Raw genomic sequence first — 20,885 nt, forward strand, 5'->3', positions numbered from 1 at the left:
TTACTTGTCGTGTTGCCAGAAAGCCGATAAGCACGGCCACGTCAGAAATTCGGTTGCAGGAAGCTGCAAGCCTGCCCCGTTCAGCCCTGTCCCGATGCCGACAGAAAGCATGCCGCAGGCATTGATTGCATCAATTCCCGCTTGTGCATCTTCTATGCCAATACACTGCTTCGGGTCAACGCCCAGGCCCGAACAGGCAGCCAGGAATATTTCGGGATCCGGTTTCGAGCGGGAAATCAGCGCGGCGTTCGCACAAAAATCAAAGCACGCGCTAAGATCAAGCGCTTGTAAAATCGCAGGAGCATTGAGCGACACAGAGGCTAGCCCCACCGGGATCCGCTCTTCCCACAGCGTCATCAACAGCTCCCGTATTCCCGGCAATACCGAGTTAACCGTCAACTGGCGCAAAGAATGGACATACAGACCATTTTTTCTCTCGGCCAATTGTGCGCAGGCCTCGGGAGAAAACGCCCCTGTCTTCCCACCATGGCGCAAAATACGCTGTAGCGATTCGCCGCGACTAATCCCTTTCAGGCTGTCGTTAAACGCTTCGTCAATCGCAATCCCTATTTCACCGGCTACCTGCCGCCAGGCGAGAAAATGCAGATGCGCGGTATCAGTAATCACACCATCCAAATCAAAAATGATGGCCTGTGGGTTGAGTATCATTCATCGCCCCCTTTCGTGGTAGCGGTCCCATAATTGGGCGAAATAATGGTGGCATTGCTGATTACGGTCTCCCCCTGCACGATGACCTTTTCGCCATTGACCCAAAGGACAATTTGCTCAGTGCTGGTAATACGGATTTCGGCAGCATTGATGGTTATCTGTATAGCGGAGCCCTGCCAGCGTAGCGGGAAAGACAGCGTTTGCCAGTGAACAGGTAATGCAGGCGCAAGGTGTAACTCCCCGTGGCGAACATTTACGCCAGCGAATCCCTGGATTGCCCCCAGCCAGATGGCTCCCGTCGCCGCAGCATGAATACCGTCATCACAGCTATGTGGATCATCCCCAAGATCGATGAGCGATCCTTCGCGCCAGAACCGATATCCCCGAGCCGAATCACCGCAACGTGCAGCCACAATCCCATGAATCGCTTTGCTCAAAGAGGAGTCATGAATGGTGCGCGGCTCGTAAAAACGCAGGTTAGCCAGGCAGGTTTGCGGGCTGAATTGCTCCGGTAACATGTAGGTCAGCATCACTACGTCGGCCTGTTTGAGAATTTGCATCTCATTGACTTCCGCACGGGAGTAATCGAGTAAAATCGTCTGCTTGCCCGCTTTGGCTTTATACTGCGACAGATCGATAGCCGGTTTGCTCAGGAAGGTATCATCCTGAGGAAGCACGCCATCGGGCTGAATTTCCGGTCGCCAGAGATGCTGTAAAAAATGCTCTGCGCGATGAATAAACGTATCATCGCCGCAGCCCAACCGACGAGCAAAACCCAGCGCCTGCTCTACGTTGTACCAGGCCATGTAGTTGGTAAAGGCATTGTTGTTCACATGTTCAGTGTATTCATCCGGGCCAATCACATTGTGGATCTCTAAACGATCGTTGACCATGACTGCCCTGCTTATCCAGAACTTCGCCGTTTCCAGCAGTAGCGTCATACCCTCACGGGACATAAAGTTTAGATCCCCGGTAGCGTGCCAGTAATTGATTACCGCCCAGGCAATATCCGCCACGAGGTGATGTTCAGCCTGCGCGGACGCCACTTTCTGCCGCAGCCCGGTACGGATATTGATCGCCGCAAATTCAGGTGTTTCCTCATCACCGCTGCGAGCGCTTTCCCACGGGAACAGCGCGCCCTGCCAACCGTTTCGGCGCGCTTTCTCACGCGCTCCCGACAAATTATGCCAGCGGTAACGCAATAAACTTCTGGCGGTTTTCGGTCCGGTGAACAGGTGAAACGGTAACAGAAAGACTTCGGTATCCCAGAATACATGGCCTTTATACCCTTCGCCCGTCAGACCTTTTGCCGCAATACTGCTGCGCTCATCGTGGTCTGGGGTCATCACACGCAGATGATAGAGCGCATAGTCCAGCGCGCGCTGATCGTTGATATCCGTACTGACAACCTGAACGCGACGTGTTTGCCACCAGGCATGCCAGTTGGCGGTCGACTCAGCCAGCAATGCGTCATATCCCTGCTGGGCGCACGCTTCCAGATTGCGCAGCGCTTGACGCCCCCAGGTCTCAAGCGACAGGCTGCGCTCGCTCGCCCAGTCTATCCAGCTCATTTTCGTCAGCGTGACGCGCTGCCCGGCTTGCGCCTGCACGCTATTGTGCTGCAACAAGCGGCGTTCTTTCGCGGTGAAGCAGCGCTGCGCCGCACCGTCTACATCACAAAACGTAGTGATAGCGATATCGTTGCGGCCGTCCTGGGTAGTGTAAATCCCTTGCATAAGATGCTGGCCAAATACCCGGACCTGCGTTTCATCGAGATGCTGACGACCATGATTGGTGATCGTGGCATCAATACCGGTCGAAATACCAATGCTGGCATCAGCATCCAGTGGCGTTACGACAACTTCCAGTGCAAACAGCGGCAATTTCTGTGCCGAGACAAATCGCCGACTTTCAATAGCAAAACGCGCTCCGCCAGACGTACGCCAGATAAGCGCACGGCGTAACTCTCCACTGGCAAAATCCAGTTCACGATGCCAGCTTTCAATAACGCCGCTGCTGAGTGAAAAAATCTCGCCATTGAGTGAAATCTCCACTCCGACCACATCAGGCAGATTAACCAGTTCATTAATTTCGCCTTTCCCTGCCCTGTGATACAGTCCTGCCAGGTACATACCGCGCGTTTGTAAGGTGTAGTCTTCCTCGTGACTGGCGCGAATTCCCATATAACCGTTGCCGGTCGTCATCAGTGACGCATATTTATTCAGGCTGTGTGGGCAAAAAGCCGATTCAGTGAGCATTACTGGCTTCGTCATAAGTCTACGTAGGTCCCTGTTTCAGCCGATTGATACAGTGCGGCAACCAGTTGTTGAATAACGACGCCTTGCTCTGCGTCTGCAATAGTGACAGGTTCACCCTGGACATGATTCACGAATGCTTCCATGCTGCGATAATGACGGTTGTCATCGGCCATTTCGCGCGCAAGCAGAACGTCAAGCGCACCATCACGATCGGTATACACCTGGGCCGGAAATAAGGTCGCCCCCGCCAGATCGCCGCAGAAATTGACGTTCATAATCGATTGTTCCGGGATATTCAGAGCAAAAGAGGTTTCCAGGCGCAGGATACCGCCGTTATGAAATTCAATCGTGCCGAACAGAGAATCCTCCACGGAATACGTCGCGGGATCCCATTTCCCAAACTGGCCGCTGTTTTTACGCGTGCCAATGCGTTGATAGCTGTGCGCATTAACGCGCTTTACTGCCGGAAACCCCAGTACATACATGGCGGCATCCAGCATATGAATACCGAGATCGATAAGCGGCCCGCCGCCCTGCAGTTCTTTGTTGGTAAATACCCCCCAGCCAGGGACACCGCAGCGGCGCAAAGCGCGGACATTGGTGACATAGATTTCACCCAGTACGCCGGCCATCACCTGCTCACGAAGCAGTTGCGTATCCAGTGCGAAACGATGATGAAAATCATAAGCCAGTACTTTTCCCACCCGACGCGCCGTTTTACACATCTCCAGCGCCTCGTCTGGTGTCATCGCCGGAGGTTTCTCGCACATCACATGGCAGCCAGCGTTCAAGGCCATCATGGTGTGTGCATAATGAAAACGATTGGGCGAACAAATGCTGACGATATCAGGCTTTGCTTCGCGTAACATCGTTTGCGGATCGTCCCAAACCTGCGGATTACCGTATTTCTCTGCCAACCCCTGCGCCTGTGACAGGCGGCTGTCGCAGACAGCCACCAGTTCCAGATCGTTGCGGGTGCAGTAGTACGAAGCATGAACTTTATCCGCCACCTGCCCGGCGCCGATAATGGCGACGCGTAGCGGAGCGCTTGTCAGTGCACTTTTCACGGAGATCCTCTTAGCAGGTACGCAGCCAGGCCAGCGACTGACGGTACGCTTCCGGCAGGTTCTCCGCCCGCACACGCCCTTCATACACCACGTAACCCTGGTAATTATCTTCACGCAGCTGGTCAAACAGCGCAGAGAAATCCAGCGTACCGCTCCCCGGCTGATAACGATGGTTATCTGCAATATGCACGTGACCCAGCAGATCGCGATTGTCGTGCAACGCCTGTGCCATATCGTCTTCTTCGATATTCATATGGTAAAAATCACCAATGATTTGCACATGCTTCAGGTTGTTTTCCACGATATAGCGACGGGCATCCGCCAGGGTGTTGATCATATGATCCTGATAGCGATTGAGCGGCTCCAGATACACTACCGTCCCCGTACGCTCGGCGACTTTATCAAGATAAATCAATGAATCACTGACAGCTTTACGATCGCCTTCCAGGCTACGCGGAGACGTCATCGGCGGTAAGCGGAAGGTAAACATGCCCCATGCAGCCGGTACAATGATGCCTTGTCCACCGACTTCGGCCAGCGCTTCGAGAATGCGGGTAATCTGCTGCAACCCGTTTAAACGACGCTCTTCGATAAAATCACCGATCCAACCTTCATAGCCGCCGCAAGCGGTAGTAACGGGCAGACCCGTTTCTGCGATCGCCGCTTTTACTTCCGCGAGATTGTTGACCAGCAATTTGCCGTCAATTTCAAAACCGTCGAATCCCATCTCTTTGATGTAACGGAATTTCTCGAGAATATTTTCCGGAAAAAAAGCCTGGTTCTGTGTTCCAATTTTCATTTTCTGCATTCCTTAATTAAAACGTCACGCCCATTTTGATGCTCTTTTCCGGATGGCGGTCGACATACTGCATATAGCTTTCCGGGCTGCTGGCAAAAGTTACTACCGGATCAATAAGTTCTTCACAGTTCAGGTAACCGTTCATCAACAGTTCCCAACAGGTCTCCTCAATACGCTTGCGGCTCCAGCGCGGATAATCTGGATTTGGTTCACTACAGGCGCGGGAGAAGACAATTTTGGCGTTGTTAAAGTGCGCTTCACGCCCAAGGTTGAACCCTTCTGCAAAAGGTTTGGCGAAAGCGACATAGGAAATAGTTCCACCATAGGCCAGACCACGTAGCGCCGATTGCAACGCATCCGCATAACCGCTGGTTTCGATGATCACATCAGCACCCTGCTTACCGGTCAGCTTCTTAATTTCCATTCCTACATCGGTGCCCATAGGATTCAGACAGAAATCCGCGCCGTGGCGACGCGCGATATCGCAGCGATGGGCAATCGGATCCACGCCAATGACCACTGAGGCTCCCGCTTTCTTAGCCAGTTGCACTGCAATCTGGCCAATTGCGCCTAAGCCCACGACGACCACAAAGTCACCGACGCGTACATTGGCGTCGCGCACACCGCTCATGGCGAACTGTGCCGGGTCATAGCACACGGCATTTTTCCACGAACTCCCTTTCGGCATTTTGCGCAGTTTGTAGTTGTTCACCGCATTAAAAATCACCGTTTCTGCCAGAGGACCGTAGCCACAAACTGAATCGCCAACGGCGTATTCGGTCACATCGCTGCCACACTCAATAACATCGCCCACCACCATATTGCCAAGCTGGAATTTACCGAATTCGATCCCGCGCGGTGCCCCTTCCGGACGCGGCATAAACATTTGCCATTCACCGTTAAAATCTTCGTCAATAAACGGGCTGGCAGCGCGAAAATCGACCACTTCGGTGCCATGTTTCGGCGCGCCAAATTTAACGCGAACTTTCACTTCATTGGCGGATACCACTCTGTCTTCATATTCCACCAGCGCTGCAACACGCGGTTCTGTGGCAACTAACTTCTTCATTTACAACTCCTTAATTAAACTGGCCGCTTAGCCTTTCACGCCGCCTGCGGTCAAACCACTTTTAATAAAACGTTCGGAAAGCGCATACATAATGACAACCGGCAATGCAGTGACTAACGATGCAGCCATCATGCGTCCCCAGATATAGTCAGGCGTACTAAACAGCGCGTTCAGACCGACCGGTAAGGTAAAATTGCTGGCGCTGGAAAGGAAAATCGAGGCAAACAGATAGTCATTCCACGCCACCATAAAGCAGTACACAAAGACCGAAACCAGACCAGACATCGCCAACGGCACGGTTATGCGAAAGATGATCTGCAGACGGTTCAACCCATCCATCATCGCGGCTTCTTCTATTTCATCCGGAATGGTGTCGAAATAGCTTTTCAGCATGAACACTGCGGTCGGCAGCGTTTGGGTGACCATGGTGATAATCAACGCCATTTCAGTGTCGTAGATGCCGAGTGCCGTAATGATCTTGAATAACGGCACCACCAGCAGGATCCCCGAAAACATGTACACCGTGTAAAAACTGGCATTGATGGTCATTCGTCCCTTAAAACGCAGGCGGGAAAGCGCATACGCCCCGAGCACGCCGAGAAATACCGCCACCACCGAAGACGTCACCGATACCACCAGGCTATTACGGAAGTAGTCAACAAACGGGAAAATCATCGGGTTGAAGATGTCGATGTAATGTTCCAGCGTCCATTGCTGCGGTAACAGCGTCGGATGCAGTGAAATCGCCTCTTTTGCGCTTTTGAATGAGGTCATCAGCATCACAAAAAATGGAAATAGCGTGATGCCCAGGAAGACAATTAATCCACAGTAAAAGCCAATGCGGCCAAGCGTGCGCTTATTTGTTGCCATTGAGGTTCACCCGTTTTCTGGTCAGCAGGATAACAGCGAAAATGATGACGAAGAGGACGACAGAAATCGCGGCCGCTTTGCCTAAGTCGTTAAATGCAAACGCTGTTTTATAGAGATAGACCCCGAGAATATCGACTTTGGTGGTCAACAGATAAACATCGGCGAACATGTAGAACATCCAGATCGTGCGCAGCGTGACCACGGTCGCCAGTACGGGCATAATCGCTGGCAACGTGACGATACGGAAACGTTGCCACGCGTTTGCGCCGTCCATTTCTGCCGCCTCATACAACGATTTATCAATAGTCTGTAAAATCGCCAGAAACGAGATAAAGGCATACGGGAAGTAGCGCCAGATGGCGAACAGCACGACCAGCGCGAAGCTGCTGCCGGGATTGTCGAACCACAGCGGCGCCTGATCGTAGAGATGCAACAGATCCACACCGAGGTAGTTCACAATGCCGTAGCCGTTGTTGAACATGTATTTCCAGGCAAACACCAGCGAAATTGATGGCGTTACGTAAGAGAGGATAACCAGTGAGCGCGCCGTTTTCCGCAGACGAAACTCACGGTTAAAAAACATCGCCACTCCCAGTCCCAACACCGTGCTCCCAGCGACAACCAGCGTGGTATACCAGACCGTCATCCACAGCGAATGCCAGAATCCAGGATCGGATAAGATACGGATATAGTTACTCAACCCGACAAACGTAGACTCAATTTGCGGATTAAGCGGCAGACGCATGAAGCTGATTTCGATGTTAGATATCATCGGCCACGCCACTAAACCGCCCAATAACAGCAAGCTGGGCGCCAGCAGCAGCATGGCGAATGGCATATCAGATCGACCTGAAAAGAACTTATTCATCACGGCTTTCCATTTCCCCATTAGCGCTGTTCAACGAGGTCATCCAGTTTTGTCTGGCTTGCCTTGATGGTTGATGAAAGGTCAGCTTTTCCTACCGTGACGTTGTGCACCATGGTACTCACGATGCCGGAGCCGGTTACGTCGCCCATGCGGGTAAAGTTCTTATCACCGACGGCGCCAAAGACCTGAATATTCGGCAGTTCGGCAATCAATTGATCGGGTAATTCCCCCAGTGCTTTGATAACGGCGTTTTCTTTCCACGTCGGCGTATTCACCACCGCTTTGTTGACCGGCAGCGCTGCCCCTGGCGACATCATGACCCAGTCCGCAATGTTGTCGGCCTGCTCCATAAAGGTGACAAATTTCTCAGCCGCTTCTGTCTCTTCGCTTTTTTGACCTGCGGTGATGGTTAGCGACGTCAGCATGCCGTAAACAGCGGAATTTTTTTCCGTCGGCACCATGAAGCCAACATTTTTAGGATCGCCCTCTTTGATCACCGCCGGGAGGATATAGGTGGAATAAATCGCCATTGGCGCCGTGCCGTTCATGAAAGCATCTTTGACTTCCATGATGTCGTTCGAGCCCGGCATGGTGTTCATGGCAAGTTGGCGGTAATACTGCAACGCCTGCGCCATTTCAGGCGTGTCGAGCGTAATCTTTCCCTGCGCATCAAAAACGTTGGCCTGGTTAGAGAGCGCGAACTGGGAGAATGACTGTTCGGTCAAAACGCTTTCTGCCGTAGGCAGCGCAATACCGTATTTCTTACTGCCAGGATTGTTGAGCTTTTGCGCCACGTTTAGCAATTGCTGCCAGTCTTTTGGCTCTTCCAGTCCGGCTTTTGCCAGCACATCTTTGCGATACCAGATCCCGCCAATCCAGGCACTGACCGGAACCCCGGTCCATGCACTACCGTCTTCAGTACGTACAATACGCAGGACGCCATCATAAAAAGCACCTTCACCTACGCCGTTGATGACCTGCGCGACCGCTTTACGGTCGATAAGGGATTCTTTATCCATAACTTTCGCGTAGTCATGGCTGGTTTCAATGACTTCAGGCAGTGAACCGCTGCGCGCCAGGGTGATGACCTTGGTGTTGTAAGCATCCTCTTCCACAGGGACCTGTTTGACGCTGATGCCCGGGTTTTCTTTTTCAAAACGCTCAATCAGTTTTGCAATAACCGCCTGCCGCTCCTGCTCAACAGAAGAGTGCATAAATTCAATCGCGACAGAGGACTTTTTATCATCCTTACACCCGGAAACCAGGGCGCAGGAAACCAGTGCTGAAATCAGCACAATTTTAGCTTTAAGCATGAAATGTTCCTTTTTATTTCTTAACCCACATGACCTGCCAGGCGTACAACGTTAATTCCTTACCTGAAATAGTTTTACCGCTAATCAAATCAATTCCATTTCCAATATCAATACGAATGGTTTGAGTATGACCGCTGACATTAAATAATCCGGTAATTTCCTCACCTGTTCCCGCCGTACGTATAATTTGCATTACGGCCGGTGTAACACTGCTAATTTTAAAATCACTATCAGGATGAAATGCTTTATTACTACGACGTATTACAATTAGCCGGGATAGTTCATGATAAATAGCGTGACGCAAACTGGATTCATCTTCCAGCTCCGTTTCTATTTGTCTTACCTGATATTTTTTGCGGTTAATCGCACGATTATAACCGAACGTCTCGACACCTTTATAATCATTACGTGACCCAAGGATACTTTGAATGTAAACCGCCGGCACGCCTGGAAAACTCAGCAAAATGGCATGTGCGAGAATAAAGCGAGAAAACCGTTCAGCATCGCTACAATTGCCAGGCGTTAGCGCATCCATATATGTCACGTTAATTTCATACGGACTGCGACTGCCATCAGGGTTATTTTTCCAGTTAACCAGCGCACCTTCCTGCTGTAGTTCTGTCACCAGCCGCATGATCTCGTCTTCAGGCAATAAACCGCGTAATGGGTTGAGACCAATGCCGTCATGCGATGCGAGAAAATTAAACCAGGTCGTCTCACCAGACGGCAGCTCCAGTGATTGCGCCCACTGGCACAATGTCGACGTATCCTGGCGTTGTACCGCATGCAGCACCAGCGGTGGCAGCGAGAACTGGTACACCATATGCGCTTCATCATGGCCATTACCGTAGTAGGATACGTTATCCTTATGCGGGACGTTTGTTTCGGTAATAATCGCCGTGCCAGGCGCCGCGCAGTCAGCAATAGCGCGGAATAGTTTGATGAGCTGATGCGTTTTTTCCAGATGAATACAGCACGTTCCAGGCTCTTTCCACATAAAGCCAACCGCATCCAGGCGGACATAATCTGCGCCCTGCTCAAGATAGCTCAGCAGTACATCGACCATCGCCAGTAACACCACCGGGTTGGCATAGTTGAGATCGATCTGGTCATCACTGAACGTCGTCCATAAATGGCGCACAGTGTTATCTTTTAGCGTAAAAGGTGTCAGTAACGGTAATGCGCGGGGACGCGTGACGTTGCTCAGGTCCGTATCAGGATCCATTGCAATAAAGAAATTTTCATAACCGTCAAGCTGTTGCAAATAGTTATTAAACCATTCGCTTTTGGCTGACATATGGTTACAAACAAAATCAAACATCAGTCGACTGGATTCGCCCAATTGCTTAATATCATTCCAGTCACCGGTTTCTTCGGCAACCTGATGATAATTAACCACGGAAAAGCCATCATCCGATGACCACGGATAAAACGGCAGCAGATGCACATGAGAAAATGTCGACTTAAGCCATTCATTATAAAACTGATTAAACGTCGGCAGCGGTTTTTTATCAGTCCCGTGGAATTGATCGGCGTAGGTAATAAGCACCACATCGCTCTCGTCCCAATGCGCTTTACGGATTTTTTTAATTAATCCCTGTGATTTCTCTAAACGTGCAAACAGCGCTTCATAGTGGCATGAAGTAAATGTATCACCATAAACTTCTGTCAGGCATTTTTGGATTTTTTGGTTCACCTTTGATTCTCGTGGTAGCGGTCCCATGAATCAAGAGACTACTCTGCAGGAAATAAGCTGTCAATCAGCTGAGATGGGCTTAAGGGGGGTAAAAAAAGAATTTTGGCAGCCAAAAAATCGTATTTGTGAGCTGCCGCAAATTAACAGAGGGAATGTTGATTAATTGTTGCTTGCTTTTGCTAATTCAGATATCAGGTTTGATTACCGGAATATCGTTTCGACAATTTTGCCGCAGCCCGACTCAACACCGGTTCCAGAACCAACGCCAGCAGCATTTTTAGCGGGCGTCGGGCGACGGATTTCACCGCCCACCCTGCAACCCCTGCCGGACCGTAACGAAGCGCGGTCAAAAGCACCAGCTTACCTGCTATTTTAAAGCCCGGCTTAACCCTTTGCCCGGCACGTTGCCAGCGATTGTTCATTTCTAACCTCACAATTGGCGGAAACGACTACGTAATGAAAAAGTATCAGACGTCACATAACGCTCCATTTCACGCAAACGCTTTTCACTTGCCGCCAGCTCGCGATCGACGGCATCCAACAGCTCACCGCTTGATGGCTGTTGCTCGCCAGAAACCACATTGTCCGGCATAGGATCCAACACAAACGTCAGCACGATGTAGGCGACGAAGGTGAAAAAGGCCAGACCAAAAAAGACTGACAACACCACCAGTATCCGTACCAGCTTCACAGGCACATCGAGATAATGCGCAATACCTGCGCAAACTCCCTTCACCATGCCCTGCTGCGGAATACGCCACAGTTTTTTGTTCAGGTTAACGCCTCCCATTAGCGGTCCCTCCAGTTTGGATGTTCAGCATCAAGGATGTCTTCCAGCGCCTGAATGCGCTCGCGCATCCGCTGTGCGTCATCGTTGAGTTCGACCAGACGTTGCTGTTCACTTTGCGACAGTTCGCCGCGACTGGAACGGTTGCTGTAATGCAGCCAAAGCCAAATCGGTAAAACGAACAACACAAAGATGGTTAACGGGATAGCCAGAAATAGCGCGCTCATGAGTACTCCTTACAGGTGATGAGCGGCGGCGCGTTCGGGCGCCGCCAGATGTTATTATTGCTTGTCTTGCTGCATTTTGGCTTTAAGTTGCGCCAACTGCTCGCTGATTTCATCATCTGCTTTCAGGTCAGCAAATTGCTGATCCAGAGATTTCTGTTTACCGAAGTTATGGCTTTCAGCCTCAGCTTCCATCTGATCGATACGACGCTCGAAAGATTCAAAGCGCGCCATCGCTTCATCAAGTTTACCGCTGTCCAGTTGACGACGAACATCACGCGAAGAACTCGCTGCCTGATGACGCAGCATCAGCGCCTGCTGACGAGCGCGGGTTTCACTGAGTTTATTTTCCAGCTCACCGATCTCTTTTTTCATACGCGCCAACGTATCGTCGACCAGCGTCACCTCATGTTCCAGGGAAGCAATCAGATCAGTCAGTTTCTGTTTTTCGATTAACGCAGAACGCGCCAAATCTTCTTTCTCTTTACGCAGCGCCAGCTCTGCCTTTTCCTGCCACTCTGCCTGTTGCGCACTGGCCTGTTCAATACGGCGAGATAATTGTTTCTTTTCTGCCAGAGCGCGTGCGGAGTTTGAGCGCACCTCGACCAGCGTGTCTTCCATTTCCTGGATCATCAACCGCACCAGCTTCTGCGGATCTTCAGCCTTTTCCAGCAACGCATTAATGTTGGCGTTCACGATGTCGGCAAAACGAGAAAAAATACCCATAATGTAATCCTCACTTACTGTTCTGATATCGGGCTATGCCCTGCTGTTCTCGTAATGCACTTGGCGTGCCAACTTTTTATCTTATTGATTTTAATAATTATATGTAATTTTACCTGACGACAGAATTAGGGTAAATTGGTGAATAACACTAACAAGTGGTGAATTTCATCATGGCAGGATACAAAGATAATCTTCTGGGCGAAGCAAACAGCTTTATTGAAGTGCTGGAACAGGTTTCTCATCTGGCGCCGCTAGATAAACCTGTACTGGTTATCGGTGAGCGAGGAACGGGTAAAGAGCTTATTGCCAACCGCCTGCACTACCTCTCCACCCGTTGGCAAGGTCCATTTATTTCGCTTAACTGCGCTGCGCTCAACGAGAACTTACTTGATTCCGAACTGTTTGGTCACGAAGCTGGTGCGTTTACCGGCGCGCAAAAACGCCATCCAGGACGTTTCGAACGCGCCGATGGCGGTACGCTGTTTCTGGACGAACTGGCAACCGCCCCAATGCTGGTACAGGAAAAACTGTTGCGCGTCATTGAGTATGGCGAGCTGGAGCGCGTTGGCGGCAGCCAACCCTTACAGGTTAACGTTCGCCTTGTTTGTGCGACCAATGCCGACCTACCGCGCATGGTTAGCGAAGGCACTTTTCGCGCGGACCTGCTGGATCGTCTGGCCTTTGACGTGGTGCAACTTCCCCCGTTACGCGAGCGTCAAAGCGACATCATGTTAATGGCCGAACACTTTGCCATTCAGATGTGCCGCGAGATCGGGCTACCGCTATTTCCAGGCTTCAGCCCCGAGGCCAGAGAAACCCTCCTCCACTACCGTTGGCCAGGCAATATTCGTGAACTGAAAAACGTCGTGGAACGCTCTGTTTATCGGCATGGTACCAGCGATTACCCGTTGGATGAGATAATCATCGATCCCTTCTGCCGTCATGTCGTGGAATCTCAGGCGCGAGAAACAAAATCAACATCTGTAGCATTACCGCTGGATCTGCGTGAATTCCAGCAGCAACAAGAGAAGACGTTTCTGCAAACCAGCTTGCAGCAGGCGAAATTTAACCAGAAAAAAGCCGCTGAATTACTGGGTCTGACCTACCATCAGCTACGCGCTTTGCTGAAAAAGCACCAAATTTAAGACACATTGCGCGGCGATATACTGGAGGGTTTGACGCATAGCGTTAAACCAGATTACCATGATGAAATTACTGTATAAAAAAACAGGAATCTCATTATGACCCTGGCATTAGTTGGCGAGAAAATTGACAGAAACCGTTTCACCGGTGAAAAAGTTGAAAACAGTACATTTTTTAACTGTGATTTTTCGGGTGCCGACCTCAGCGCTACGGAATTTATCGGCTGTCAGTTCTATGACAGAGAAAGTCAGAAAGGGTGTAATTTTAGTCGCGCTGTCCTGAAAGATGCCATTTTCAAAAGCTGTGATTTATCCATGGCGGATTTTCGCAACGTCAGCGCACTGGGCATTGAAATTCGCCACTGCCGCGCGCAAGGCGCAGATTTTCGTGGCGCCAGCTTTATGAATATGATCACCACGCGCACGTGGTTTTGCAGCGCATATATCACGAATACCAACCTTAGCTATGCCAACTTTTCGAAGGTCGTACTGGAAAAGTGCGAGCTGTGGGAAAACCGTTGGATGGGAACTCAGGTGCTGGGTGCAACGTTTAGTGGTTCAGACCTGTCCGGCGGCGAGTTTTCGTCGTTCGACTGGCGGGTCGCAAACTTTACGCACTGTGATTTGACCAATTCAGAACTGGGTGATTTAGATATTCGGGGTGTCGATTTACAAGGCGTCAAATTGGACAGCTATCAGGCAGCGTTGCTGATGGAGCGGCTTGGCATTGCAGTGATTGCTTAGCATTCAGAGAGCGGTCAGTACCGCTCCCGCCCTTATACAATAGTGTCCGCCCTTGCCTTAAAAGTCATTTTCGACACAGAGAGCATAAACGTTAGAGGGTTCCGGTCCCCCCATCAGAACACCAGACCTGACCAGACGTATAGCTGTTCTCTTCAGCGGCCAGGGTGACATAAAGCGGCGCGATTTCCACCGGTTGACCAGGACGTCCCAGCGGCGCATTTGCCCCAAATTTCTCCACCTTTTCCTGCGGTTGACCGCCACAGCACTGCAGTACAGTCCAGTATGGACCCGGTGCTACGGCATTCACACGGATCCCTTTCGGGGCCAACTGTTTCGCCAGCGATTTAGTAAATGCCACGATAGCTGCTTTAGTCTGAGCATAATCAAGCAGGATTTCACTTGGCTCATAAGCCTGTACCGACGAGGTATTAATGATCACACTGTTTGGAGAAAGATGGGGTATAGCCGCTTTGGTTATCCAAAACATAGCGTAAACATTGGTCTTGAATGTTGCATCGAAATCTTCTGTGGTGAGTTCTTCAATTGACTCGCAAAATTGCTGACGCCCCGCATTATTGACGAGAATATCCAACCCACTCAGCCCTTTTACCGCCTGTTTGACCAGATGGCCGCAAAAAGTCTCATCACGAATGTCTCCAGGGATAGCCACGACATTTCTGCCTGCTTTTTTTATCAGGTCGACAACTTCACGCGCATCGTCTTCTTCTTCAGGTAAATAGTTGATCGCTACATCAGCACCTTCGCGAGCATAGGCGATGGCAACAGCACGTCCAATGCCTGAATCTCCACCGGTGATTAATACCTTGCGGCCCTTTAATCGACCGCTACCCTGATAGCTCTCCTCTCCATGATCGGGGCGCGGTTGCATTTTACCGGCCAGTCCGGGAAAGGGTTGCTTTTGCTGCGCAAAGGGCGGCACCGGAAAACACGCAGAATTAGTTTTATTGATTGCCGTTTTTTCCTTATTTAAGTCAGCCATTAAGTCACCTCTCATTATTTAGCACAGCGATTGATAAGCATAGACCAAAATGAGTGACATGGTCTTTATCATTCACCGAGATTAATTTTTAATGGCATATTATTTCAATCACCATGCTTATCACCGCAGCGCACCAATGCCTATTTTACGAGGTTAACTCCGGCTTAACTCAAAATCTCAAAACAATTTAAAATCAATACATTACAAAACACATCATCGTAACGATGTCGATATTCTCATTGAGTTCCGAGATTAGTCACCGAAGCGCTCATAATGTCATTGCTATCCAGCTGTTTTTCGTCAATTAATCTCCCAGCATCTCCTCGCTTATATCTTACCAATGTCATAATTAATTAAAACGTTATCATTTGAGAATTATCCAGCTCGCAGCATTAATAAATAGCAAACAAACTTAACATCTCAACCCAGGAAAAATGGAGAACGTATGAAATTATCCATAGCACCATTCGTATGTTGTTTTTTATTGTCTCCGGCGCTTGCCGATGATGCCGGTGGGTTGAAAAAAGATACGGCCCCGCCGCCCGCCCACGCTCTGGAAGACGGTTATCGCGGGACCGAAAATGCAAGGATAATGACTGTCGAACAAGCAAAAACTATGCATGATGGCGCGACTATTTCTCTGCGAGGTAATCTCATCGAGGATCAAGGCGGAGATAAGTTTATCTTTCGTGATAAAACCGGCAGTATCCATACACTAATCCCGCTGGCCGTTTTCGATGGGCGAACGGTTGAACCCGATCAAATGATCAGTATTAACGGGAGCCTCGACGCGAAAATGCAACCACCAGTAGTGCGGGTAACTATGATCCAGAAGTAGCACATTTACCGGGAAGGAGGACATTCTTCCCGGTAAATGTTCTTTATTCCCACGATCTTGCTAATGCTCTCTTCTTCCCGTCGAGGCCAACTTAACCTCCTTTCCCCTCGCATTTTCTTGTCTGTCGGTGAATCCCGCGTTTAAGCGGGTCAGATGAGTCATGAAAATGCTAAGATAGTTAACAGAGTGGATTCAAAGTGGATAGCAGGTATGAATTTTGACCATGTCGCGATGTTGAATTCGCGGTTATCACCCCTGCGGCCCTCAAACACAAACGGTAATGGCAAATGTCATTAAGTATTAGTAAGATAGCCCCTTTATATATAACCCTTTAAAATTATGCGCCTGGTTTTATCATCTCTGATCGTGATGGCTGGATTTCTGAGTGGTCAGGCTGCTGCTGCGCCTGAGCAGGCCTCGCACGCTGATATTCGTGACAGCGGCTTTGTCTATTGCGTCAGTGGGCAGGTCAATACGTTCAATCCACAAAAAGCGAGCAGCGGTCTGATCGTCGACACGCTGGCGGCTCAGTTGTATGACCGACTGCTTGATGTCGACCCGTACACCTATCGACTGGTGCCTGAGCTGGCCGAAAGCTGGGAGGTGCTGGATAACGGCGCAACCTACCGCTTCCATCTGCGTCGTGACGTACAGTTTCAGAAGACTGCCTGGTTCACTCCCACCCGTAGACTGAATGCGGATGACGTGGTGTTTACCTTCGAGCGCATCTTTGATCGCCAGCATCCGTGGCACAATGTTAACGGCAGCAGTTTCCCCTACTTCGACAGTCTGCAGTTCGCCGACAACGTTCAAAGCGTACGCAAGCTGGACAATAACACCGTTGAATTTCGCTTAACCCAGCCCGATGCCTCCTTTATGTGGCACCTTGCCACCCACTACGCCTCCGTGATGTCAGCAGAATATGCGGCTAAGCTGGCAAAACAGGATCGCCAGGAACTGCTCGACAGACAACCTGTCGGCACGGGCCCGTACCAGCTTTCGGAGAATCGCGCCGGGCAATATATTCGACTACAGCGCCATGAAAAATTCTGGCGTGGTACCCCACTGATGCCGCAGGTGGTTGTGGACCTGGGTTCAGGCGGAACCGGACGTCTGTCGAAACTACTGACCGGCGAGTGCGACGTTCTGGCCTGGCCTGCCGCCAGTCAGCTCAGCATTTTGCGTGATGACCCGCGCCTGCGTCTGACGCTGCGTCCGGGGATGAACATTGCCTACCTGGCATTCAATACCAATAAGCCACCGTTGAATAACCCGGCAGTGCGGCATGCACTGGCTCTGGCTATTAATAATCAACGATTGATGCAGTCTATCTACTACGGAACGGCGGAAACCGCGGCATCTATTTTGCCTCGCGCCTCGTGGGCTTATGACAACGAAGCTAAAATTACAGAGTACAACCCGGCAAAATCGCGCGAGCAGTTAAAAGCGCTGGGGCTGGAGAACCTGACCTTGCAGCTTTGGGTTCCCACCAGCTCACAGGCCTGGAACCCCAGTCCGCTGAAAACCGCCGAGCTGATTCAGGCAGACATGGCTCAGGTGGGTGTCAAAGTGAAAATCATTCCGGTAGAAGGTCGTTTTCAGGAGGCGCGATTAATGGATATGAACCATGATCTGACGTTATCCGGTTGGGCGACGGACAGTAACGATCCCGACAGTTTTTTCCGACCGTTGCTAAGCTGCGCCGCTATCAACTCACAGACCAACTTCGCGCACTGGTGTAATCCGCAGTTCGACAACATACTGCGCAAAGCATTGTCTTCGCAGCAGCTCTCTTCGCGTATTGACGCCTATGACGAAGCACAAAATATCCTGGCGCAAGAGTTGCCGATCCTGCCACTGGCCTCTTCACTGCGCCTCCAGGCGTACCGCTACGATATCAAAGGACTGGTGCTCAGTCCTTTCGGCAATGCCTCCTTTGCCGGTGTTTCCAGGGAAAAGAAAGATGAGGTGAAAAAACCATGATTATCTTCACCCTACGTCGATTTTTGCTGCTGCTGGTCACTCTGTTCTTCCTGACCTTTATTGGATTCAGCCTGAGCTACTTCACGCCTCATGCACCGTTACAGGGCGCATCGCTATGGAACGCCTGGGTGTTCTGGTTCAATGGCCTCATTCACTGGGATTTTGGCGTGTCTAGTATTAACGGCCAGTTGATTTCAGAACAGTTGAAGGAGGTATTCCCGGCGACGATGGAACTGTGCATTCTGGCCTTTGGTTTTGCGCTGATGGTCGGGATCCCCGTTGGTATGCTGGCTGGCATCACGCGAAACAAATGGCAGGACCGCTGTATCAGCGCATTAGCATTGATGGGCTTTTCCATTCCGGTATTTTGGCTGGCGCTGCTGCTGACGTTGCTCTTCTCACTGACCCTCGGCTGGCTGCCCGTGTCGGGACGGTTTGATCTGCTCTACGAAGTGAAACCCGTTACTGGATTTGCCATTATTGATGCGTGGATCTCCGATTCGCCGTGGCGCGATGAAATGCTGATCAGCGCAATCCGTCACATGGTGCTTCCGGTGTTGACGCTTTCCGTTGCCCCTACCACGGAAGTTATTCGCCTGATGCGTATCAGCACCATTGAGGTCTTCGATCAAAACTACGTCAAAGCGGCCGCCACGCGCGGTCTTTCACGCTTAACGATTCTGCGTCGTCACGTCCTGCACAACGCCCTTCCGCCGGTTATCCCGCGCCTGGGATTACAGTTTTCCACCATGCTGACGCTGGCGATGATTACTGAGATGGTCTTTAGCTGGCCAGGCCTTGGTCGTTGGTTGATTAACGCGATTCGCCAGCAGGATTACGCAGCGATTTCGGCGGGCGTTATGGTAATTGGCTCACTGGTTATCATCGTTAACGTCATCTCTGATATTTTGGGTGCTATGGCTAACCCTCTGAAACATAAGGAATGGTATGCCTTACGATAGCGTCTACAGCGAAAAGCGACCACCGGGTACGCTGCGCACCGCATGGCGCAATTTCTACGGCGATGCGACGGCGATGATTGGCCTGTACGGCTGCGCAGGCCTGGCGATTCTGTGTATTTTTGGTGGTTGGTTTGCCCCTTATGGCATCGACCAGCAGTTTCTCGGTTATCAGCTTTTACCGCCGTCATGGTCGCGTTATGGCGAAGTCTCATTTTTCCTCGGAACCGACGACCTCGGGCGTGATGTGTTAAGTCGCCTGCTCAGCGGCGCGGCCCCGACTGTTGGCGGCGCGTTTGTCGTCACCCTCGCCGCCACGCTGTGTGGTCTTTTGCTTGGCGTGGTTGCCGGCGCGACGCACGGTTTGCGTTCTGCGGTGCTGAACCACATTCTGGACACACTGCTCTCGCTCCCTTCGCTGCTGCTGGCGATCATTGTGGTCGCCTTTGCCGGCCCCCATCTGACACACGCGATGTTTGCCGTCTGGCTGGCGCTGCTGCCGCGCATGGTTCGCTCCGTCTATAGCATGGTGCATGACGAACTGGAAAAAGAGTACGTTATTGCCGCTCGTCTGGACGGTGCTACCACGCTAAATATCCTGTGGTTCGCCGTTCTGCCTAATATTACCGCCGGGCTTATCACTGAAATTACCCGTGCGCTGTCGATGGCCATTCTGGACATCGCGGCGTTGGGTTTTCTCGACCTTGGCGCACAGTTACCTTCACCGGAATGGGGAGCCATGCTGGGCGATGCGCTGGAGCTGATTTACGTCGCACCATGGACGGTGATGCTGCCTGGTGCGGCGATTATGATAAGCGTGTTGCTGGTTAACCTGCTTGGTGACGGCGTGCGCCGCGCAATTATTGCGGGGGTGGAATAATGCCATTACTGGATATCCGCAACCTGACCATTGAATTCAGGACCGGTGAAGACTGGGTGAAAGCGGTTGACCGTGTCAGCATGACCCTTAATGAGGGTGAAATTCGCGGACTGGTCGGCGAGTCCGGATCCGGCAAAAGTCTGATCGCCAAGGCCATTTGCGGCGTCGCTAAAGATAACTGGCGCGTAACCGCGGATCGCATGCGCTTTGATGATATCGATCTGCTGCGTCTTTCAGCTCGTGAACGGCGCAAACTGGTGGGTCATAACGTTTCCATGATCTTTCAGGAACCGCAATCGTGTCTCGACCCGTCCGAGCGCATCGGAAGGCAATTGATGCAAAACATTCCTGCCTGGACCTATAAGGGCCGCTGGTGGCAGCGCATCGGCTGGCGCAAACGCCGCGCGATTGAACTCTTGCACCGTGTCGGGATAAAAGACCATAAAGATGCCATGCGCAGCTTCCCGTACGAGCTGACCGACGGCGAATGCCAGAAGGTGATGATCGCTATCGCCCTGGCTAATCAGCCGCGTTTGCTGATTGCCGACGAGCCAACGAATGCAATGGAGCCAACCACCCAGGCGCAAATTTTCCGCCTGCTAACCCGGCTGAACCAAAACAGCAATACCACCATTTTGTTGATAAGCCACGACTTGCAAATGCTCAGCCAGTGGGCTGACAAAATCAACGTGATGTACTGCGGACAAACGGTGGAAACTGCACCCAGTAAAGATCTGGTGACCATACCGCATCATCCTTATACCCAAGCGCTGATTCGCGCCATTCCTGATTTTGGTAGCGCAATGCCGCACAAAAGCCGCCTGAATACCATGCCAGGAGCAATTCCATTGTTGGAACAATTACCTATCGGCTGTCGTCTGGGGCCACGCTGCCCCTATGCTCAGCGTGAATGTATTGAAACCCCAAGACTGACCGGGGCAAAGAATCATCTCTACGCCTGTCATTTCCCGCTGAACATGGAGAGAGAGTGAG

General features: G+C 51.2%; 21 protein-coding genes. 7 read left to right on the forward strand and 14 right to left on the reverse strand.

Annotated elements, in window-relative coordinates; translation table 11 throughout:
- The 13 genes from pgmB to pspA all read right to left on the reverse strand — a co-directional run bounded on the left by pgmB (nucleotide 1) and on the right by pspA (nucleotide 12,346).
- Complete coding sequence (pgmB, locus tag E1B03_RS14115; RefSeq protein ID WP_133086434.1) at nucleotides 1–669, reverse strand: beta-phosphoglucomutase; 669 nt, start codon at nucleotides 667–669, stop codon at nucleotides 1–3.
- Nucleotides 666–2,942 carry a glycoside hydrolase family 65 protein gene (locus E1B03_RS14120; protein WP_133086435.1) on the reverse strand — a complete coding sequence of 759 codons (2,277 nt, stop codon included), beginning with the start codon at nucleotides 2,940–2,942 and terminating at the stop codon, nucleotides 666–668. The genes pgmB and E1B03_RS14120 overlap by 4 nt, the downstream gene beginning before the upstream one ends.
- Nucleotides 2,939–3,994: a D-glucoside 3-dehydrogenase gene (gene ycjS / locus E1B03_RS14125; protein WP_133086436.1), complete on the reverse strand. Its 1,056-nt coding sequence runs from the start codon at nucleotides 3,992–3,994 to the stop codon at nucleotides 2,939–2,941. The genes E1B03_RS14120 and ycjS overlap by 4 nt, the downstream gene beginning before the upstream one ends.
- 10 nt (nucleotides 3,995–4,004) lie before the next feature.
- Nucleotides 4,005–4,793 (reverse strand): 3-dehydro-D-guloside 4-epimerase, encoded by a 789-nt coding sequence (gene ycjR, locus E1B03_RS14130; protein ID WP_103770727.1) that lies wholly within the window; start codon nucleotides 4,791–4,793, stop codon nucleotides 4,005–4,007.
- A gap of 16 nt (nucleotides 4,794–4,809) precedes the next feature.
- Nucleotides 4,810–5,862, reverse strand: a complete 1,053-nt coding sequence (gene ycjQ / locus E1B03_RS14135) for a D-guloside 3-dehydrogenase (protein ID WP_133086437.1) — start codon at nucleotides 5,860–5,862, stop codon at nucleotides 4,810–4,812.
- 27 nt (nucleotides 5,863–5,889) lie between these two features.
- Nucleotides 5,890–6,732, reverse strand: coding sequence for a carbohydrate ABC transporter permease (locus E1B03_RS14140; protein ID WP_003020474.1), 843 nt, complete (start codon nucleotides 6,730–6,732; stop codon nucleotides 5,890–5,892).
- A complete protein-coding gene (locus E1B03_RS14145; RefSeq protein ID WP_103770856.1) occupies nucleotides 6,719–7,600 on the reverse strand; it encodes a carbohydrate ABC transporter permease in 882 nt (293 codons plus the stop codon). The genes E1B03_RS14140 and E1B03_RS14145 overlap by 14 nt, the downstream gene beginning before the upstream one ends.
- Before the next feature lie 20 nt (nucleotides 7,601–7,620).
- Nucleotides 7,621–8,913: an ABC transporter substrate-binding protein gene (locus tag E1B03_RS14150; RefSeq protein ID WP_103770729.1), complete on the reverse strand. Its 1,293-nt coding sequence runs from the start codon at nucleotides 8,911–8,913 to the stop codon at nucleotides 7,621–7,623.
- A 13-nt stretch (nucleotides 8,914–8,926) separates the two neighbouring features.
- A complete protein-coding gene (locus E1B03_RS14155) occupies nucleotides 8,927–10,636 on the reverse strand; it encodes a sugar phosphorylase (protein WP_133086438.1) in 1,710 nt (569 codons plus the stop codon).
- Nucleotides 10,637–10,800: 164 nt separating this feature from the next.
- Complete coding sequence (gene pspD, locus E1B03_RS14160; protein ID WP_047410921.1) at nucleotides 10,801–11,031, reverse strand: phage shock protein PspD; 231 nt, start codon at nucleotides 11,029–11,031, stop codon at nucleotides 10,801–10,803.
- 8 nt (nucleotides 11,032–11,039) lie between these two features.
- Nucleotides 11,040–11,399, reverse strand: coding sequence for an envelope stress response membrane protein PspC (pspC, locus tag E1B03_RS14165; RefSeq protein ID WP_003020497.1), 360 nt, complete (start codon nucleotides 11,397–11,399; stop codon nucleotides 11,040–11,042).
- The gene (gene pspB / locus E1B03_RS14170) at nucleotides 11,399–11,623 is read right to left on the reverse strand and encodes an envelope stress response membrane protein PspB (RefSeq protein ID WP_003020509.1); all 225 of its coding nucleotides are present in this window, start codon (nucleotides 11,621–11,623) and stop codon (nucleotides 11,399–11,401) included. The genes pspC and pspB overlap by 1 nt, the downstream gene beginning before the upstream one ends.
- Nucleotides 11,624–11,677: 54 nt before the next feature.
- Nucleotides 11,678–12,346 (reverse strand): phage shock protein PspA, encoded by a 669-nt coding sequence (gene pspA, locus E1B03_RS14175; protein WP_003020532.1) that lies wholly within the window; start codon nucleotides 12,344–12,346, stop codon nucleotides 11,678–11,680.
- 155 nt (nucleotides 12,347–12,501) lie between these two features.
- On the opposite strand from pspA, the gene pspF reads away from it, so the two are divergent.
- Together pspF and E1B03_RS14185 are read left to right on the forward strand one after the other, a co-directional pair.
- A complete protein-coding gene (pspF, locus tag E1B03_RS14180; RefSeq protein WP_165955317.1) occupies nucleotides 12,502–13,491 on the forward strand; it encodes a phage shock protein operon transcriptional activator in 990 nt (329 codons plus the stop codon).
- 96 nt (nucleotides 13,492–13,587) lie between these two features.
- Nucleotides 13,588–14,232 (forward strand): QnrB family quinolone resistance pentapeptide repeat protein, encoded by a 645-nt coding sequence (locus E1B03_RS14185; protein WP_133086440.1) that lies wholly within the window; start codon nucleotides 13,588–13,590, stop codon nucleotides 14,230–14,232.
- A 91-nt stretch (nucleotides 14,233–14,323) separates the two neighbouring features.
- Here the strand turns inward: E1B03_RS14185 and E1B03_RS14190 are convergent, their stop codons facing one another.
- Nucleotides 14,324–15,232, reverse strand: coding sequence for an SDR family oxidoreductase (locus E1B03_RS14190; RefSeq protein ID WP_133086441.1), 909 nt, complete (start codon nucleotides 15,230–15,232; stop codon nucleotides 14,324–14,326).
- A 445-nt stretch (nucleotides 15,233–15,677) separates the two neighbouring features.
- Between E1B03_RS14190 and E1B03_RS14195 the strand changes: the two genes are divergently transcribed.
- The 5 genes from E1B03_RS14195 to sapD all read left to right on the forward strand — a co-directional run bounded on the left by E1B03_RS14195 (nucleotide 15,678) and on the right by sapD (nucleotide 20,884).
- Nucleotides 15,678–16,070: a YdeI family stress tolerance OB fold protein gene (locus tag E1B03_RS14195; protein WP_133086442.1), complete on the forward strand. Its 393-nt coding sequence runs from the start codon at nucleotides 15,678–15,680 to the stop codon at nucleotides 16,068–16,070.
- 339 nt (nucleotides 16,071–16,409) lie between these two features.
- Entirely contained in the window at nucleotides 16,410–18,053 is a 1,644-nt protein-coding gene (gene sapA / locus E1B03_RS14200) for an ABC transporter substrate-binding protein SapA (RefSeq protein ID WP_103770734.1), read from the forward strand.
- The gene (gene sapB / locus E1B03_RS14205; protein ID WP_103770735.1) at nucleotides 18,050–19,015 is read left to right on the forward strand and encodes a peptide ABC transporter permease SapB; all 966 of its coding nucleotides are present in this window, start codon (nucleotides 18,050–18,052) and stop codon (nucleotides 19,013–19,015) included. Before sapA ends, sapB begins: the two co-directional genes overlap by 4 nt.
- Nucleotides 19,002–19,892 carry a peptide ABC transporter permease SapC gene (sapC, locus tag E1B03_RS14210; protein WP_103770736.1) on the forward strand — a complete coding sequence of 297 codons (891 nt, stop codon included), beginning with the start codon at nucleotides 19,002–19,004 and terminating at the stop codon, nucleotides 19,890–19,892. Before sapB ends, sapC begins: the two co-directional genes overlap by 14 nt.
- On the forward strand, nucleotides 19,892–20,884 hold the full coding sequence (gene sapD, locus E1B03_RS14215; protein WP_103770737.1) for a peptide ABC transporter ATP-binding protein SapD: 993 nt from the start codon (nucleotides 19,892–19,894) through the stop codon (nucleotides 20,882–20,884). Before sapC ends, sapD begins: the two co-directional genes overlap by 1 nt.
- Nucleotide 20,885 lies beyond the last annotated feature (1 nt).

This window comes from Citrobacter arsenatis, assembly GCF_004353845.1.
In the GTDB taxonomy this organism is placed as follows: Bacteria; Pseudomonadota; Gammaproteobacteria; order Enterobacterales; family Enterobacteriaceae; genus Citrobacter; species Citrobacter arsenatis.

Bases quoted from the DNA above. Each gene is read 5' to 3' on its own strand.
- pspD (WP_047410921.1), bottom strand. From the start codon at position 11,031: ATGAACAATCGCTGGCAACGTGCCGGGCAAAGGGTTAAGCCGGGCTTT.
- ycjR (WP_103770727.1), bottom strand. From the start codon at position 4,793: ATGAAAATTGGAACACAGAACCAGGCTTTTTTTCCGGAAAATATTCTC.
- sapC (WP_103770736.1), top strand. From the start codon at position 19,002: ATGCCTTACGATAGCGTCTACAGCGAAAAGCGACCACCGGGTACGCTG.
- sapD (WP_103770737.1), top strand. From the start codon at position 19,892: ATGCCATTACTGGATATCCGCAACCTGACCATTGAATTCAGGACCGGT.
- E1B03_RS14145 (WP_103770856.1), bottom strand. From the start codon at position 7,600: ATGAATAAGTTCTTTTCAGGTCGATCTGATATGCCATTCGCCATGCTG.
- sapA (WP_103770734.1), top strand. From the start codon at position 16,410: ATGCGCCTGGTTTTATCATCTCTGATCGTGATGGCTGGATTTCTGAGT.
- E1B03_RS14155 (WP_133086438.1), bottom strand. From the start codon at position 10,636: ATGGGACCGCTACCACGAGAATCAAAGGTGAACCAAAAAATCCAAAAA.
- pspB (WP_003020509.1), bottom strand. From the start codon at position 11,623: ATGAGCGCGCTATTTCTGGCTATCCCGTTAACCATCTTTGTGTTGTTC.
- pspC (WP_003020497.1), bottom strand. From the start codon at position 11,399: ATGGGAGGCGTTAACCTGAACAAAAAACTGTGGCGTATTCCGCAGCAG.
- E1B03_RS14190 (WP_133086441.1), bottom strand. From the start codon at position 15,232: ATGGCTGACTTAAATAAGGAAAAAACGGCAATCAATAAAACTAATTCT.
- pgmB (WP_133086434.1), bottom strand. From the start codon at position 669: ATGATACTCAACCCACAGGCCATCATTTTTGATTTGGATGGTGTGATT.
- E1B03_RS14120 (WP_133086435.1), bottom strand. From the start codon at position 2,942: ATGACGAAGCCAGTAATGCTCACTGAATCGGCTTTTTGCCCACACAGC.
- E1B03_RS14150 (WP_103770729.1), bottom strand. From the start codon at position 8,913: ATGCTTAAAGCTAAAATTGTGCTGATTTCAGCACTGGTTTCCTGCGCC.
- E1B03_RS14185 (WP_133086440.1), top strand. From the start codon at position 13,588: ATGACCCTGGCATTAGTTGGCGAGAAAATTGACAGAAACCGTTTCACC.
- ycjQ (WP_133086437.1), bottom strand. From the start codon at position 5,862: ATGAAGAAGTTAGTTGCCACAGAACCGCGTGTTGCAGCGCTGGTGGAA.
- E1B03_RS14195 (WP_133086442.1), top strand. From the start codon at position 15,678: ATGAAATTATCCATAGCACCATTCGTATGTTGTTTTTTATTGTCTCCG.
- E1B03_RS14140 (WP_003020474.1), bottom strand. From the start codon at position 6,732: ATGGCAACAAATAAGCGCACGCTTGGCCGCATTGGCTTTTACTGTGGA.
- sapB (WP_103770735.1), top strand. From the start codon at position 18,050: ATGATTATCTTCACCCTACGTCGATTTTTGCTGCTGCTGGTCACTCTG.
- pspA (WP_003020532.1), bottom strand. From the start codon at position 12,346: ATGGGTATTTTTTCTCGTTTTGCCGACATCGTGAACGCCAACATTAAT.